General features: G+C 43.2%; 14 protein-coding genes and 1 pseudogene. 7 read left to right on the forward strand and 8 right to left on the reverse strand.

Features of this window, described 5'->3' with window-relative positions:
* Positions 1-47: 47 nt before the first annotated feature.
* The 3 genes and pseudogenes from FTU90_RS04570 to FTU90_RS04580 all read right to left on the reverse strand — a co-directional run bounded on the left by FTU90_RS04570 (position 48) and on the right by FTU90_RS04580 (position 3,192).
* Entirely contained in the window at positions 48-425 is a 378-nt protein-coding gene (locus tag FTU90_RS04570; RefSeq protein ID WP_005094245.1) for a hypothetical protein, read from the reverse strand.
* Positions 426-529: 104 nt separating this feature from the next.
* Positions 530-1,611: pseudogene (locus FTU90_RS04575) on the reverse strand (RNA-guided endonuclease InsQ/TnpB family protein).
* 171 nt (positions 1,612-1,782) lie between these two features.
* A complete protein-coding gene (locus FTU90_RS04580) occupies positions 1,783-3,192 on the reverse strand; it encodes an FAD-binding oxidoreductase (RefSeq protein WP_180071969.1) in 1,410 nt (469 codons plus the stop codon).
* Positions 3,193-3,546: 354 nt separating this feature from the next.
* Between FTU90_RS04580 and serA the strand changes: the two genes are divergently transcribed.
* Positions 3,547-4,779: a phosphoglycerate dehydrogenase gene (serA, locus tag FTU90_RS04585; protein WP_005094251.1), complete on the forward strand. Its 1,233-nt coding sequence runs from the start codon at positions 3,547-3,549 to the stop codon at positions 4,777-4,779.
* A 115-nt stretch (positions 4,780-4,894) separates the two neighbouring features.
* Positions 4,895-5,761 carry an EamA family transporter gene (locus FTU90_RS04590; RefSeq protein ID WP_180071970.1) on the forward strand — a complete coding sequence of 289 codons (867 nt, stop codon included), beginning with the start codon at positions 4,895-4,897 and terminating at the stop codon, positions 5,759-5,761.
* Between the two features lie 55 nt (positions 5,762-5,816).
* Here FTU90_RS04590 and FTU90_RS04595 read toward each other — a convergent pair whose 3' ends face one another.
* Positions 5,817-6,965 (reverse strand): hypothetical protein, encoded by a 1,149-nt coding sequence (locus tag FTU90_RS04595; protein WP_180071971.1) that lies wholly within the window; start codon positions 6,963-6,965, stop codon positions 5,817-5,819.
* A 310-nt stretch (positions 6,966-7,275) separates the two neighbouring features.
* On the opposite strand from FTU90_RS04595, the gene FTU90_RS04600 reads away from it, so the two are divergent.
* A complete protein-coding gene (locus FTU90_RS04600; RefSeq protein ID WP_180071972.1) occupies positions 7,276-8,154 on the forward strand; it encodes a DMT family transporter in 879 nt (292 codons plus the stop codon).
* A gap of 149 nt (positions 8,155-8,303) precedes the next feature.
* Here FTU90_RS04600 and FTU90_RS04605 read toward each other — a convergent pair whose 3' ends face one another.
* From FTU90_RS04605 to truB, 3 genes are all read right to left on the reverse strand, one after another.
* Positions 8,304-8,771 carry a hemerythrin domain-containing protein gene (locus FTU90_RS04605; RefSeq protein WP_180040693.1) on the reverse strand — a complete coding sequence of 156 codons (468 nt, stop codon included), beginning with the start codon at positions 8,769-8,771 and terminating at the stop codon, positions 8,304-8,306.
* A 126-nt stretch (positions 8,772-8,897) separates the two neighbouring features.
* On the reverse strand, positions 8,898-9,665 hold the full coding sequence (locus FTU90_RS04610) for a TSUP family transporter (protein ID WP_180071973.1): 768 nt from the start codon (positions 9,663-9,665) through the stop codon (positions 8,898-8,900).
* A 14-nt stretch (positions 9,666-9,679) separates the two neighbouring features.
* Positions 9,680-10,585 (reverse strand): tRNA pseudouridine(55) synthase TruB, encoded by a 906-nt coding sequence (gene truB / locus FTU90_RS04615; RefSeq protein WP_159138820.1) that lies wholly within the window; start codon positions 10,583-10,585, stop codon positions 9,680-9,682.
* A gap of 152 nt (positions 10,586-10,737) precedes the next feature.
* Here truB and FTU90_RS04620 point away from each other — a divergent pair, with 152 nt between their 5' ends.
* From FTU90_RS04620 to FTU90_RS04635, 4 genes are all read left to right on the forward strand, one after another.
* Positions 10,738-11,766: a lipase secretion chaperone gene (locus FTU90_RS04620; RefSeq protein ID WP_180071974.1), complete on the forward strand. Its 1,029-nt coding sequence runs from the start codon at positions 10,738-10,740 to the stop codon at positions 11,764-11,766.
* Between the two features lie 387 nt (positions 11,767-12,153).
* Positions 12,154-13,164: a triacylglycerol lipase gene (locus tag FTU90_RS04625; RefSeq protein WP_005094261.1), complete on the forward strand. Its 1,011-nt coding sequence runs from the start codon at positions 12,154-12,156 to the stop codon at positions 13,162-13,164.
* Positions 13,165-13,245: 81 nt separating this feature from the next.
* A complete protein-coding gene (locus FTU90_RS04630; protein WP_180071975.1) occupies positions 13,246-14,217 on the forward strand; it encodes a triacylglycerol lipase in 972 nt (323 codons plus the stop codon).
* A gap of 134 nt (positions 14,218-14,351) precedes the next feature.
* Positions 14,352-15,320, forward strand: coding sequence for a triacylglycerol lipase (locus FTU90_RS04635; RefSeq protein ID WP_180071976.1), 969 nt, complete (start codon positions 14,352-14,354; stop codon positions 15,318-15,320).
* Positions 15,321-15,403: 83 nt separating this feature from the next.
* Here FTU90_RS04635 and rplS read toward each other — a convergent pair whose 3' ends face one another.
* Complete coding sequence (gene rplS, locus FTU90_RS04640) at positions 15,404-15,781, reverse strand: 50S ribosomal protein L19 (RefSeq protein WP_005094271.1); 378 nt, start codon at positions 15,779-15,781, stop codon at positions 15,404-15,406.
* Positions 15,782-15,849: the final 68 nt, after the last annotated feature.

Below are 15,849 nucleotides of genomic sequence, written 5' to 3' on the forward strand. Positions count from 1 at the left end.
CACTAAGATACGCTTTTAACCAAATTCTGACTAAAGATCAAACACTATTATGGGCAGGCTGCTTTCTGGAAGTTTCTGGTATTTGAACCACGTGCACACTGATATAACTTTTCAGCATTCTGCATTTTCCAGCTTTTCTGTTCTTTTTTGAAATGATAAATGGTCTGAACTGATTTGACCGAATCATCCAACAAACCTGTTTCAGTCACTTTCACCTGCCCAACGGTGGGTGACTCCACATTATTAAAAAACTGACGAATCTCGACTGTTGCCAGTTCATTACGTAAATCAGGCCTCATTTTAAGTACCTGATCCAAAGGTGTATCCGAAGAAGACTGCACTTTTGCAATCACCTGCTGGGTAGTGGTACAACCCGACATCATCATACCCAGACCTAAAGCTGTAACCGCTAATAACCGTAACATATCGTTTAACCCAGATTATCCTTATTATACAAATTTATCATGCCGCGCTTTTCAGCTTAACGCTATTTAGACTATGTAACCCCATTTACACAGCATTGACATCCTCACCTCCCTGAAACGGAGGTGATTCCTACTGCTAGACGCTTATGCCCAAGCGCAAGTATGTTCTTCGCTGCATTTTCGTCCCTGTTATTGGAACTTCCGCATTCACACTCCCATACTCCTATTCGCAAATCTGCTCTACCTTTCGGACTGCTAGAAGTGATCTCACCACAGCACGAACCTTGCGAAACAATGTTTCTCAGGTTGTGAATCTCTCACTTACTTCTTCAAGCATTGCCCCTGCGTTCTCGCATTTATACTTGAGCATTGTTTTGAATGCTGAAAAACCTGTATCTAAAACAGATTTTGCCATTTTAGTTTTTACAAGTTTACCCGCACTCAGATCGCCAATAACAATCAGTGCATTTTCTCTCACAAGCATGGTGCTTGCCTTATGCAAATGATCTTTACGACAATTAGCAATTTTAGCGTGTAATGCACGTACACGTTTTTTATTCTTGGCTCGTTGAGCAATACTTAATTTCTGTTCATATTTCCGATAGAACTTAGGATTTGAAATTACAGTACCATCAGAACAGGTGGCAACGTCTTTTAAACCGAGATCAATACCAATCGCTTTAGTTGCAGTAGGTTTATTTTGCTTAGATGAATCCACTACAAGGCATACATACCACCGTCCACGACTATCCTCAACGAATGAGCCTGTTCTCACGCTGTATTTACTTAATCCGTAACTATCTCATAACTTGAATTGATGCTTGCCGTACTGAACATATCCATCAGCGTATTTGATTGCTACTTTCTTGAAAGGAATCCAGCCAAGTGATCTTCTCGCTGATTTCTTATTGCTCACACGCCATTTCAGCTTTGCTTTCTTGAACTGTTTTCTTCGAGTGATTAATTCTTCTGTAACAGCCTGAATGGTTTGGCTATGTAGATTGCATTCTTTCGATGCGCCTTTGGTGTATTTGGCAACATCATAGGCTGATAGAAATTCACCTTTTCTTTTTAGATGCTTAAACCCTAAATCATTGACATAATTCCAGACAAAGTTCACCTCAGATGCTAATTGATCTAGCACCTTGCAATGTTTGTCTTTTATACGTAATTTAAGTGTTTTCATGTGGTTATATTAACAATTTTTTCTCTATACCCTATGTTGGGCAATTCTTAAAACGACATTTTATGTCGTGTCGCTTATATCTCTGCTCTGAAGGACAGAGTTTTACGCTTCATTTGATAAAAAAAGCGCAACTTGCGATGCGCTTTTGTAAACTTTTAAAATCCGATCAGATTAAAGATCAAATAATTTACCCGGGTTCATAATACCATTTGGATCGAACACTTGTTTCAGGGCTTTCATATATTCGATTTCTTCCGCAGAACGTGAATATTCAAGGTATGGCTTCTTGGTCATCCCTACGCCATGTTCGGCTGAAATTGAACCATCATATTTTTTCACGGTGTCAAAGACATACTTGTTTACTACCTGACATTTAGCGAAGAATTCATCCTTGCTTAAATCCGCTGGTTTCAAGATGTTCAAATGCAAGTTACCGTCACCGATATGACCGAACCAGCAAATTTCAAAGTCTGGATAGTTCTCTGCAACAATTGCATCAATTTCTTTAATAAATGCAGGAACGTGCGTGATCAATACTGAAATATCATTTTTGTATGGAATAAACGGTGCTATTGACTCAGAGATGTCTTCGCGTAAACGCCATAAGCTTTCGACTTGGTCCAGACTTTGGCTCAGAACACCGTCCAGTACCCAACCTTGTTCCATACAATGCTCAAAAATTTCCATCGCCTTGTCCATAATCGGCTCAAACGGCGCTTCAAACTCAAGCAAAACATAGAATGGACATTCAGTTTCAAATGGACGTTGTACATGACCATTGGCCAATACTTTTTGCATTGCCAGTTCACCAAAGAACTCAAATGCGGTTAAATCAATTTTCGCCTGGAATGCATGAAGCACGGGCATGACTGCATCAAAATCAGTGACACCCAGCACCATCACTTGCAGGTCTTGCGGTTGACGTTCCAACTTGATTTCAGCTTCAGTGACTAGCCCCAGTGTACCTTCACCACCAATAAATAAGTGTTGCAGCGCATAACCGGTTGCATTCTTGATCATGCCCTTGTTCAGGCGTAGTACATCACCTTTACCTGTCACCACGGTCAGGCCAAGTACCCAATTACGGGTCATGCCGTATTTAATAACTTTAATACCACCGGCATTGGTGCCGATGTTCCCGCCAATCTGGCTTGAGCCCGCAGAAGCAAAGTCGACTGGATAATACATGCCCTGATCGGAAGCATAGTTTTGCAACTGTTCAGTTACCACGCCTGCCTGCACGCGAACCATCCGGTCTGCCGGGAAGAATTCCAGAATCTGGTTCATCTTGTCCATGCTCACCACGATCTCGCCATTGGCTGCAACTGCACCTGCAGACAGACCCGTACGACCGCCTGATGGGGTGATTGCAACATTAAACTGGTTTGCCAATTTTACGATGTCTTGAACCTGTTCAGTCGTCGAAGGAAAAACGATGACCGATGGGTTTGGATCAAAGTGTTTCGTATGATCACGACCCCAATTCTGGAGGCTGTCCGTATCGGTTTTAATACGGTTTTCACCCAAAATTGCCGTCAATTGGGTCAATAACTCAGGGGTTAAAGCGACTGGAGCATTCATCGTTTGCAGACCTAGCATGATTTAAACAAGAGAGACTTCGCTGGTTTATTTGCATATTTTTTAGGCATAAAAGCCTGTATACAAATCAGGCGAAACATGATGATTAAAGCACCAAAAATGGCAGCTTAAACAGCATGGCGCAATATTATAAGCTATTTTTAGGGGATTCCTTTAAAAAATGACAATTTTGATAATATACCTTTGAAAATGAATATTTAAATCAACCAGATTTATCATTTTCACTACTATCACTTGCAAAAATAGCTGATATTGCCGTCATCAAGGAAATGTATAACCGCCCTTTTCCTGTGCTATTATACCGCGACTAAATTTGGCCTTTGTAGCGGAGCCGTAATGAGCCAACATCTATCTCTACCTAAAGATAAAATCCGTTTTCTACTGTTAGAAGGCGTTCATCAGAACGCAATCGACACATTGAATGCAGCTGGATATACCAACATCGATTATCGTAAAACAGCGCTCGAAGGCGAAGCACTGAAAGAAGCGATTAAAGATGCACACTTCGTCGGTATTCGTTCCCGTACTCAACTGACTGAAGAAGTATTTGAAGCTGCGAACAAACTGATTGCTGTGGGTTGTTTCTGTATCGGTACCAACCAGGTCAACCTCGATGCTGCAATGCGTCGCGGTATTCCGGTATTTAATGCACCGTATTCAAATACCCGTTCAGTCGCTGAACTGGTCTTGGCAGAAACGATTCTGCTTCTGCGCCGTGTACCTGAAAAATCAACAGATACACATGCAGGTGGCTGGAACAAATCGGCTGTCGGTTCATTCGAAACACGTGGTAAAACTTTAGGTATCGTTGGTTACGGTTCAATCGGTTCACAACTTTCTGTACTGGCTGAAAGCCTGGGCATGAAAGTGACCTATTATGATGCAGTGACAAAACTACCTTTAGGAAATGCACGTCAAGTCGGTTCTATGGGCGAATTACTGGCCAATGCAGATGTGGTTACTCTACATGTTCCGGATCTGCCATCTACCCGTAATTTCTTTGGCAAAGAACAGTTTGCGCAAATGAAAGAAGGTGCAATCTTCCTGAACGCAGCACGTGGTACATGTGTTGTGATTGAAGATCTGGCAGATGCGATCAAGTCTGGTCACATTGCTGGTGCTGCAGTAGACGTATTCCCGAAAGAGCCGAAAGCCAATGGTGAAGAATTCGTTTCTCCACTGCGTAACCTTCCAAACGTGATCCTGACTCCGCACGTGGGTGGTTCGACCATGGAGGCACAAGCCAACATCGGTCTGGAAGTTGCTGAGAAATTCGTTGCCTATTCAGATAAAGGTATGACTTTATCTGCAGTGAACTTCCCGGAAATTGCGCTGCCATTAACTGAAGGTAAACACCGTTTACTGCACATTCATAAAAACATGCCGGGCGTTCTTTCTAAGATCAACAACCTGTTTGCTGAACATGGCATTAACATCTCTGGCCAGTCTTTAATGACCAAAGGTGATGTCGGTTACCTGGTGATGGACGTAGACGCGACTGCATCTAAAGAAGCACTCGATACCCTACATGAAGTTGAAGGAACAATCCGCGTACGCGTACTGTTCTAATTTAACAATATGAAAAAACCACAGCTTTCTGGCTGTGGTTTTTTGTTTTTTAAGGTTTTTATTTTTCAGCCTTTACTGTTCTTCCGCTCTTCGAGAAATCGAAACCTATTAAGTTATGCTGAATTTTAAAATTGCACCTATTGTACAAGCGCCACTGATTCTCCTGATCGCGATGATCAGTATGCAAAGCAGTGGCTCCTTTGCCAAATATCTGTTCGGTCAGTTTCCCATTCTGACCGTTTCAGCCATGCGTCTGCTTTTGGGTGCTGTAATTTTGGCATTGATTTTTAAAATTTGGCAAATTCATTTCAGACAGGTGAAATGGTTAGCAATTATGAGCTATGGCTTAGCTCTGGCTGGCATGAACTTATTGTTTTATCTGTCGATTGATCGCCTGCCGCTGGGCATTGCGGTTGCTTTTGAATTCATTGGCCCTTTAAGTGTGGCGCTGTTTTATGCGCGGCAAAAATTTGATTTTGTCTGGGTCGGATTGGCGATTTTAGGCCTGATTCTGCTGTTTCCCTTTGATCAGGCTGCACAGCCACTTGATCCGGTCGGGATTCTATTTGCCCTAAGTGCGGGTGCCTGTTGGGCGCTATACATCGTCGCTGGGCAAAAGCCTTCCGGGGTTTCCGGCAACCATACCGTGTGCTTGGGCATGTTGGTCGGGATGCTGGTACTGATGCCAATTGCGCTTTTTGCTGGCATTCCTGCGCATACCTTTGAACCCATCAGCCTGTTATATTTCATGGCTCTGGCTGTGCTGGCCAGCGCCCTGCCTTTTACTCTGGAAATGATTGCCCTGCGAAATTTAACCGCCTTGAGTTTTGGTACTTTGATGAGTCTGGAACCTGCAATCGCAGCACTCTCTGGTTTTATCTTCTTGGGTGAAACTTTATTGTGGACACAATGGCTGGCACTGGCCACGATTATTAGTGCTTCAATTGGCTGTACGGTGACCAGTCAAAGACGAAAACATTGAATAAAAATAAAGGCGCTATAGCGCCTTTATTTAAGATACCTTTATTAGAATCATTTTAACGTGGTGTTGCATCTTTAATCGCCGTATTTAATACAGTGGCTGCTGTCACATTATAGCCATCACATGCAAAAGCAAGCTGCTCATAAGTGTATTCTGTCCATTTGATCATTAAAGGACTGGCATCATTTTCCTTTAATTTGTCTAAAGCCACTTTTCGTGATTGGGCAACATAATCGTTGTGATCAATATGTTCTCCATGTTCCGAGAACGCACTGTTATAAATTCCTCCTTGATATTCGATCGCACCAAAATATTTGTAATATTGCATAGCAGCATCTTTATATTCTGCCTTTTTATATTTCAAGCCAGCCATGGTGCCATCTCGAATAGTTTTTGCCAGCTCCTGGACAGACGTTTGTGCCTGCCAATCAGCCAGCGTGCGATAGTCAGTTTTTGTTTCCGGATCAAATTCAATATATTCTTCTTCCGGATGTTCAGCCTGAAGACGGAAACATTTAGATCCATTCGGGAATGTGCGCGCCTTCTGCAAATCAATAAAATTGGCTGCAAACTCATTATAATATTTACGGTCAGCGGCTGTCGTATTATCACTATTAAATAACACTCTGGTTGCAGCATCCTCATACATTTTCACCACAGCAATATTGGTACGTTCAGTTAATGCTTTTCCTGACAGGTCGTACCACTCTATATGCCGATGATTACTGATGTTGTTCTCCGGTAGGGTCACAGGACGACTCTTAAATTGAGTGGTCGTATTTTCCAGTACTTTTTCCAGCTTATAGCCGAATGCTGTACGGGTCCGATCTGCAGGAAATACCCCTTTAGCGGTGACATAAGTCGGGAAGACCATGTTCTCCTCAATATTATATTCAGTATCCACGACACTGTTATCATCCGCATATAATATGCCGTCAGTAATTTTATTTTTATGACTGGCCAATAGAAGTTTTTTCGACTCCATGTCTGCTGCATCAGCATTCGGCAAGTTGAACTGATAGTTGTAGAATTCCGACACTGTGTCTGATGCTCCATCACCTGGGGTTCCAGGATTGTTCGGATTACCAGGATTGCTCGGAGCCGGTTGGCTAGGGACTGGTGTATTATTATCCGAATTATCAGAGCTACCACATGCTGCAAGCATACAGCCCAAAATGGCGCAAGAAAGTATTCGTAATTTCATTATTATCTACCTTATTATTTTCATTGTTATTTTAATGCTGCCCCGAATTGGGATCTAAGATATTTTAATAAATATAAAAATAAGATCAAATTAAAAATTGATTAATTTGTAACCACACCTGAGGTAAGTTTAATTTTGAATTTAAAACTTCACATATTTGATTGAGCTAAAATGTAAATTGATTATCTCCAAACTTAAGTTGCATTCACAAAATATTGCTCTGGCCTACTCAGCAAAAATCAACCAGTTTGCTATAATTTCATTTCTTTCTATTTCTCATTTTCACCCGCTCTGGGTAGAAGCTGCTTTCATGCCAAACGCCCAACTTCTTGCCGTATTCTTCATGGTCTTGTCCATGACTTCGTACCAGATCAGTGCATCTTTTGCCAAACAGCTGTTTAGTGTACTGGATCCGATTACTGTCACCATTTTAAGACTCTGTTTTGCTGCAATCATTGTCTGCGTCATGTTCCGCTCTTGGAAAATAATTTCACGTTTGCCTTTTTTAAAATGGCGGGATTTACTCTGCTATAGCGCGGCTTTAGGGGTCATGAATATTTTATTCTATCTGTCACTTGGTCGTTTACCGCAGGGCATTGCGGTAGGTCTGGAGTTTATTGGCCCTTTGGGACTGGCTCTACTGTCGATTAAACACCGTAGTGATTATATCTGGGTATTGATGGCCATTTTGGGCATCGCGCTGATGGTGCCATGGAGACAGGCCAATAGCAGTAATTTTGACCTGTTGGGCGCAGCTTGTGCCTTGGGGGCAGGTTTCTGCTGGGCGCTGTATATTTTCTTTGGCCAACGTGTAGTTCAGCAGAATATCGGCATGCATGCACTGACCATTGCCATCAGTATTTCAGCATTGTGTCTGCTGCCGATCGGGCTCTACAACAACGCACCCGCATTGATTGATACACAGCATTGGGGCAAGGCCATTGTGATTGCAATTCTGGCCACCGCGATTCCTTATGCCCTCGATTTAAAAGCCTTACAGCATTTAAACAAAATGAGCTATGGCACCCTGTCCAGCCTCTCTCCGGCTTTAGCAGCTTTGACCGGTTTTCTGTTATTGGGTGAGAAAATCACGGTACTGCAAGCGGTCGCTCTGGTGTGTATTATGCTGGCCTCTGTCGGTGTGACAGTACGTGCCGCGCGTCAAGGAGCTGCAGAGCGGAGTGCATAAAGCCTGATTGGGATCTGGGCAACTGACTCAATATTTTCATTCATTCTTGTGCTTTCTTTATTTGGAAGAAATACCTCAAAGAAATGAATCCGGATAAAAAAGATGGCTGTAGAGCCATCTTTTTTATTTATTTGATTTGAAGTTAAAATTTAGCTTTGTACCAGCATATCTTTTTTCATGTCTTTATAACGTTGATATTCAGTCTTGTACTGCACTGCTAAAGCGGTCTTTTGCTCTTCACCGAGAATTTTTCCTGCCTGTTGGAAGAAACCATGTTCCTCTTCTTTTAAGTGGTGATGCACTTTTTCGGAAAGCTTTTTGGCAATTGCAATCCAGCCCGGATTACTCAATTCTGTTGCAGTCAGCTCTTCAATCATCTCGTCCATTTCATGATGTTCGGCCAAGGCATGTCGGGTGATATTCAAGCCCGAATCAGTCATCATCAGGGGGATATAGAAATAACGGTCTTCAGCCGCTTCATGGGCAAATAATTCATTCTTGAGTTGTTTGAACAGCTCACGACGTTCTGCTGTATCCCCTGAAGTTTGTAGTAATTTTTCTGCAAGATCACGCTGAATTTCATGACTTTCTCTTAATGCTTCAAAAATGGTGGTCATCTAATTTTTCTCCTGTTTTCGCCCTGCCTTTTTACATCATAGAAAGAAAATGGCATGGGTTCAGGAGGTTTTATAAGTACAAATTGTATAAAAAACTTTAATATTGAGAATGGTTTACATCTATTCTTATATAAAGAACATCTGATAGGCCATCCGGCAAATCAGTAAACTGACCAGAATCAGGAATAAAATCCGGATAAAGCCACTGCCATATTTAAAGGCTAATTTGACACCCAGCAAGGAACCACAGATATTGGCCACCGCCATCATCGCCCCGACCATAAATAGCACATTGCCGCTGGGAATAAAGAAAGTTAACGCTGCCAGATTGGTGGTGAAATTGGCAATTTTAGATAAAGCTGAAGCATGTAAAAAATCGACACTTAAATAACGAATGAAAAAGAAAATAAAGAAACTGCCCGTGCCCGGCCCGAAAATTCCGTCATAAAATCCGATGGCCAGACTGCCCAAAACTGCCAATGCCAACATTTTCTTGGTGAGCTTTTGCTGAACATGCACCTGACCAAACTGCTTTTTCATCACGGTATAAATCGCGATGACAATCAGCATGATCAATACAAAAGGTTTGAGGATTTCGACCGGAATCAAGGTGACACTCGCCGCGCCAATAAACGAGCTGATGAAACTGCAAGCTGCAATCACGCCCAAGAGCAACCACGGCAGTTTTACCTGACGCAAATAGGAAAATGCCGCAGAGCCAGTACCAAAAATCGAGGCCAGTTTGTTGGTACCAAATACGGTAGCCGGCTGTAAATGCGGCAGACTACCCATAATTACCGGAATCTGGATCAGACCACCACCGCCTACAGCAGCATCAATTGCCCCTGCAAAAAATGCAAAGACAATCAGGCTGATGATGATCTCAATATCCATATTTCAGACCTTGCTTAGAGGTTTAAGACGCGTTTTGGCACCAGGCGTTTCTTATCACTAATTTCTGCCAAGCCTAAACATTTTTCACCATCAAAAACCAAGACCTGTTCAGCTGCTTCATGCTCGATATTACTTTCCATACCACGGCTAAAATATTCTGCCCGCCCTTCTGGCACTTGGATTTGCGGGAAATGTTGCACCGGCGCATAAGCTGGCAACAACAACCTATCACGCTCGTCTTCATTCAAGCTTTCCAGATATTCAATGGTATAACTCGGGATCAAATCAAAATGACCGGTTTTAATGCGGTGTAAATAGGTCAGATGACCGTAAGTACCCAAGGCTTTGGCAATATCTTCACCGAGTACCCGGATATAAGTCCCTTTAGAGCAGGTAATATCCAGCGTAATGCTATTTTCAGTAAAGGATAAAAGCTCAATGGCCAGAATGCTAATCGGGCGCGCTTCACGTTCAATCTCGATGCCCTTACGTGCCAGTTCGTATAAAGGACGGCCTTCTTTTTTCAGCGCCGAATACATCGGTGGCACTTGCTGGATATCACCGATAAACTGTGTCAAGGTTTCTTGAATCAACGCTTCCGAAAGTTCAGGAACCGCTTTTTCTAATAAGACTTCGCCTTCGACATCGCCGGTGGTGGTGCTATGTCCAAGAAAGACCGTCGTTTGATAACGCTTGACTGAATCTAATAAATAATGCGAAAACTTGGTCGCCTCACCTAAACATATCGGCAATAAACCCGAGGCCAGAGGATCCAGTGCCCCAGTATGGCCTGCTTTTTGCGCACGATACAACCAGCGAACTTTTTGCAATGCAGCATTAGAACTAATGCCCAAGGGTTTATTCAAAAGGAAGACACCACTAAGATGACGACGCTGAATTTTAGGAGATGATGCTTTCATGGCAAAAAATCAGACATTTTATAAATTGGCGCCATGGTAAAACCCTGTGCGATGATTTACAACTTTTCTATGGTATCTGATGATTTTTATGGCATATTGAGCCGAATCAAAACTCTAAAAATAATGAAACCGAAAAAACAGGTGCATAGGATATGCAGAAATACAAGATATGGATCATTCTGGCTCTGGTGGTGCTGTGCTTTATCACCCTGATGCTCTGGTTATCTCCTCAGAATGAATCACAGACAGAGACTATTGGCCAATCATCTCTTAGTGAACGCCGCGGCGAACCTGCCGCATTAAGTATGACCAACCCTGCCAATGCAGCATTTTCCAGTGCCAGCCAGCAAGATACCGAAATCAATTGCCAGATGCAGCTGGATGCGAGTAACCGTCTGACTGTCAATGAACAGACTCGAAACTGTTTTGAATATTTTATTACCCAGTTTGGTGAAAAAAATCTGGCGCAGATTCAACAGGATTTTAAAACTTACATTCGCCAGAATCATAAAGAACCCGCTCTCTCACAAATTCTGGATTTATGGGATCGCTATATTCAGTATCGTCAAGGTTTAGGCCAACTGACTGCACCGACAGGCCTCGATCAGGAAGATCCGGCCTATTACCGCAGCATCTATAGCAGCACCCAGAATTTGCGTAAACAATATTTTTCTAATTATGAAATTGAAGGTTTATTTGGTACCGAAGACACCTATCATGAATATACGCTTGACCGTATGGCCGTGCTGGCAGACAACAGCTTAAGCGAGTCTGAAAAAGCCCAGAAGCTCAAAAATCTGTTTGAACAATTGCCACAAGACTGGCAGGAAAATCTGGAACAACTGAATAAACTCGAAGATTTACGCAAACTCAGCGCAGACATTAAAGCGCGTGGTGGCTCAAATGCAGAGATTCGTCAAATGCGATTAAACCTGGTCGGCCCTGAAGCCACGCAACGTCTGGAGCAACTGGATGGCGAACGTGCCAGCTGGAAATCCAGTGTCACGACGTATCTCAATGAACGGGATGGCATCATGCAAAGTGGCATGAGTGACAGCGCCAAACAACAAGCCGTCGAGAAGCTGCGCCAGCAACGTTTTCAACAGCCGAATGACCAGCTGCGGGTCGAAACCTTTGAACAAATTCATGATCAAGGCGGCAAGTTGCCCTTTGCGAATTAAGCCTAAAAGCCATCACCTGTTGATGGCTTTTTTTATGATCCTCATATCGAAAGCTTTATGCCTTCATATCTCCCGCCCTAACTTTGTTTCTAAATATTTCTTGTTTACACAAAATAACCTCAATGAGTGTTTTGTATTTCAACAACTTAAAATTTAAATACAGCCGTAAATAAAACATATTCTTACAATGTAAATCTCTTCTCTCTGTCGTGTCCTAAAATGACATGGTTTTAGCGCGTTGAAGTGAAAAAATACCGCTACTCAAAAGAAAAATTGCTCAGCCATAGAAGGCCAAAACTGTATGGTCCAAAGTCTGCTTTTTTGGCTTATAACACTCTAGAAAAGCAATGATTGCTTTAATAACGATAAAATTAAAAAGGGATGCTTATGCGTACTTTCAGCAAGACAGCACAGTTACTGACTGTGACTTTAGCAACAACTCTGGGATTAAGCTTTTCTGCACAGGCCCATGCCGCGGCAAGTGCGACACAGGTCACTGAAAAGGCCAGATCTGATTATGCCAAAACCAAATATCCTATTCTGATGGTACATGGCTGGCTAGGCTGGTCACGCATTGGCACCGACAGCATCGGGCTGGATTACTGGTATCAGATTCTACCGGATATGGCACGCAATGGTTCTACCGTCTTTGCTGCACAGTTGTCTCCGGCAAATAAGACAGCACATCGCGGTGAACAGCTGATCAGCCAGGTTGAAGATGTGATAGCAATCACCGGCAAACACAAAGTCAACCTGATTGGTCACTCTCATGGCGGGCCAACCGTGCTCTATGTCGCTGCCACTAAACCAGAATATCTGGCATCGATTACAGGCGTTGCTGGTACCTATCATGGTTCTAAAGTTGCTGACGATATTCAAAGCAATAGTTTAAGCCGCACCGCGTTTAATATTTTAGGTGACTATATTGTGGGACCTTTAATTGCACTCGCTCAGCTTAAACCTGAATTAGAAATCGATTTTGATGCATCGATGAAATCACTAACCCAAACAGAATCAAAAAACTTTAATGCAACTGTTGCAAAAGAAGCAGTCAAAGACGGCGTTTTAGCAGCGACTGAGAACTGTAATAAAAACCTCAAACCTAAAGATTCTAAAGGTATTTATTACTATTCATGGACAGGTGTGGCACAAGCCACCAATGCCTTAGATATCGATACGATTTTAATGCAACTGGGCCCACTGTCTTATGGCAATAAAAACAATGATGGTATGGTCGCACGTTGTAGTGCTTATATGGGTAAAGTGATTAATGACAATTACAAACTCAATCATACCGATCTTGCCAACATGATGTTTGGCTTGAAAGGTCTATTCGCTCCAGATCCGGTGACGTTATACCGTCAGCATGCCAACCGCTTAAAGCTGCAAGGTTTGTAAGCGGCTCGCCTTTATCGGGATTGATAAAGGCTTTGCTATATAAGCGGTCATCATTTTCCCGGATGAAGCAGAGATAGAATAATGAAAACAATAAGCCTGGTATTCAGTCTATTTATTGGATTCAGTTGTTCCTTGGCTTATGCCAAGCAGAGTCCATTGATTGAATATACACCCAAATTCGCTATATCCAGCTACACCAAAACCCATTATCCGCTCATCTTTGTCCATGGCTTCGGTCTGGGCTTTAACCGCATTGGAACCGATAACATCGGTTTAGATTATTGGTATCAGATCCCGCAAGATTTAGCCCGTCATGGTGCGCGTGTATTTTCCGCGGAATTATCTGCGGTTGCATCCAATGAACTACGTGGTGAACAGCTGTTACTACAAATTGACGAAGTTCTTGCACTGACGGGTAAAGCTAAAGTCAATCTGATTGGACATAGTCAAGGTGGACCAACCATTCAATATATTGAAGCTGTTGCACCTGCCAAAGTGGCTTCACTGACCGCAATTGCAGGTGCGATGAAAGGCACACCTGTTTTTGTCAATGCCAGCCAGACACCTTTACTAGAACCGCTGATTCATGCCATTGGAACAATTCTGGGCTACAGCATGAATCTGGTGACAGCAAATCAATATCCGGTAAATATCACAGCGGCCTTAAGTGCCATGCATCCTGAAGACATTCGAGCCTTCAATATAAAATACGGTTCTGCTGCGATTCCTGAAGACTGTCAGACCCAAGGCATGAAGATCACAGCCAATGGCATTCATCATTACTCCTGGATGGGCAACCGGCAAACCACCAATCCTCTGGATATCATTGAATCGACTATTGTCAGTTTAGGCGGGACTTTCTTGAAAGGTGAAGCCAACGATGGCGCTCTACCTTTATGTAGTGGACGTTATGGTCAGATCATTCGTCAAGACTATGCCCACAATCATTTCGATGAAGTGAACCAGTTCTTCGGCATTTTAGGGCCTTTTGCCCAAGACCCGATTGCACTCTATCGCCAACATGCCAACCGGCTCAAACTGCAAGGCTTATAAATCATTCACTGTTATCCATCAATCATAATTTTTAAATACAGCAACTTAAAACCTAACTCGCCCGTTTCGGATGGGTCATTTAGCAAAGCAGGATAAGAATCATCCTGTCAAAACAACAAAAATGAGGAAAATATATGAAATACGGCTTATTCATCACCAATCTGCTGCTGGCTGGCACATGTGTCACGGCTCAGGCATCCACTCAAGCCAGTCAGGTCACAGCGAAAGCCAGCTCACACTATGCCAAGACCCAATATCCCATCGTGTTTGCACACGGGATGGCAGGCTTTATCCGGGTCGGAACAGATCAGTTTGGTCTGGATTACTGGTATCAGATTTTACCGGATCTGGCCCGCAATGGTGGCAATGTCTGGGCGACCCGAGTATCACCGTTTAACTCATCAGAAATTCGCGGTGAACAACTCTTAGAACAAGTGAAGGAAATTCGGGCGATTACAGGCGCATCTAAAGTCAATCTGATTGGTCATTCTCATGGTGGTCCCACGATTCGTTATGTCGCTGGTGTAGCGCCTCAACTGGTCGCCTCTCTGACTGCGGTCGGTGCGCCGCATAAAGGCTCACCAGTTGCAGATCTGATTCTTCAGGCAGAAGATACGCCACTACAAGGCCCTTTGGTCGGTGGGATTAATCTGGTGTCTAAAGCCATCACCTGGGCCCAAGGACTGGATCCAAACAGCTTCCCGCATGATTCTCTTGCAGGTGGTCGCAGTCTGACACTGGCAGGATCGGCACAATTTAATCAGAAATATCCGCTGGGAATGTCAAGCACGACCTGTGGCGAAGGTGCCTATAAACAGAATAATATTTATAACTATTCATTTACCGGCACTGGCACAGTGACCAACATTCTCGATCCCGACTCTGCTTTGAAAGTCACCAGCCTGCTGATTGATGGTGGCAAGGACAATGATGGTCTGGTCTCTCGCTGTAGTGCCAAATTTGGTAAAACCATTCGCGATAACTACAACTGGAATCATCTGGATGAAGTCAATATGGTCTTGGGCCTGAAAAGCATCTTTGCCCCCGACCCGGTCGATGTTTACCGCCAGCATGCCAATCGATTGAAACTGCAAGGCTTATAGTTCTTATATAAATATTAGGATATAAAAAATGCGCCCAAAGGCGCATTTTTTAACTCGAGATAAAACTTAACTTGAGCCTAAACTTAAGAAGCTTTAACTTTACGAGCTGGTAATTTTTCACGGATACGTGCAGCTTTACCAGACAATTCGCGTAGGTAGTAAAGTTTAGCGCGACGAACATCACCACGACGTTTCACTTCAACTTTAGCTACGATTGGAGAGTGAGTTTGGAATACACGCTCAACACCAACACCGCTAGAAATTTTACGTACTGTGAACGCAGAGTTCAAACCACGGTTTTTCTTCGCAATTACAACACCTTCAAAAGCCTGAAGACGCTCACGGTCGCCCTCTTTAACTTTTACAGAAACAATCACTGTATCACCTGGTGCGAAAGCAGGGATGTCTTGTTTCAATTGTGCATTTTCAATTACTTGAACTAAAGGATGCTTACCGCTCATGGGGTATCTCCAATAATGCGAGTCAGAAGAGGTCTGATCATCGCGGGGGCTAGAGGCTAAAGCGCATA

It is taken from the genome of Acinetobacter sp. YH12200 (assembly GCF_013418175.1).
GTDB classification, from domain to species: Bacteria; Pseudomonadota; Gammaproteobacteria; order Pseudomonadales; family Moraxellaceae; genus Acinetobacter; species Acinetobacter pseudolwoffii.

Coding starts and splice junctions, on each gene's coding strand:
- FTU90_RS04635 (WP_180071976.1), top strand. CDS start 14,352: ATGAAATACGGCTTATTCATCACCAATCTGCTGCTGGCTGGCACATGT.
- rplS (WP_005094271.1), bottom strand. CDS start 15,781: ATGAGCGGTAAGCATCCTTTAGTTCAAGTAATTGAAAATGCACAATTG.
- FTU90_RS04625 (WP_005094261.1), top strand. CDS start 12,154: ATGCGTACTTTCAGCAAGACAGCACAGTTACTGACTGTGACTTTAGCA.
- FTU90_RS04605 (WP_180040693.1), bottom strand. CDS start 8,771: ATGACCACCATTTTTGAAGCATTAAGAGAAAGTCATGAAATTCAGCGT.
- FTU90_RS04600 (WP_180071972.1), top strand. CDS start 7,276: ATGCCAAACGCCCAACTTCTTGCCGTATTCTTCATGGTCTTGTCCATG.
- serA (WP_005094251.1), top strand. CDS start 3,547: ATGAGCCAACATCTATCTCTACCTAAAGATAAAATCCGTTTTCTACTG.
- FTU90_RS04570 (WP_005094245.1), bottom strand. CDS start 425: ATGTTACGGTTATTAGCGGTTACAGCTTTAGGTCTGGGTATGATGATG.
- FTU90_RS04580 (WP_180071969.1), bottom strand. CDS start 3,192: ATGAATGCTCCAGTCGCTTTAACCCCTGAGTTATTGACCCAATTGACG.
- FTU90_RS04595 (WP_180071971.1), bottom strand. CDS start 6,965: ATGAAATTACGAATACTTTCTTGCGCCATTTTGGGCTGTATGCTTGCA.
- FTU90_RS04620 (WP_180071974.1), top strand. CDS start 10,738: ATGCAGAAATACAAGATATGGATCATTCTGGCTCTGGTGGTGCTGTGC.
- FTU90_RS04630 (WP_180071975.1), top strand. CDS start 13,246: ATGAAAACAATAAGCCTGGTATTCAGTCTATTTATTGGATTCAGTTGT.
- FTU90_RS04590 (WP_180071970.1), top strand. CDS start 4,895: ATGCTGAATTTTAAAATTGCACCTATTGTACAAGCGCCACTGATTCTC.
- truB (WP_159138820.1), bottom strand. CDS start 10,585: ATGAAAGCATCATCTCCTAAAATTCAGCGTCGTCATCTTAGTGGTGTC.
- FTU90_RS04610 (WP_180071973.1), bottom strand. CDS start 9,665: ATGGATATTGAGATCATCATCAGCCTGATTGTCTTTGCATTTTTTGCA.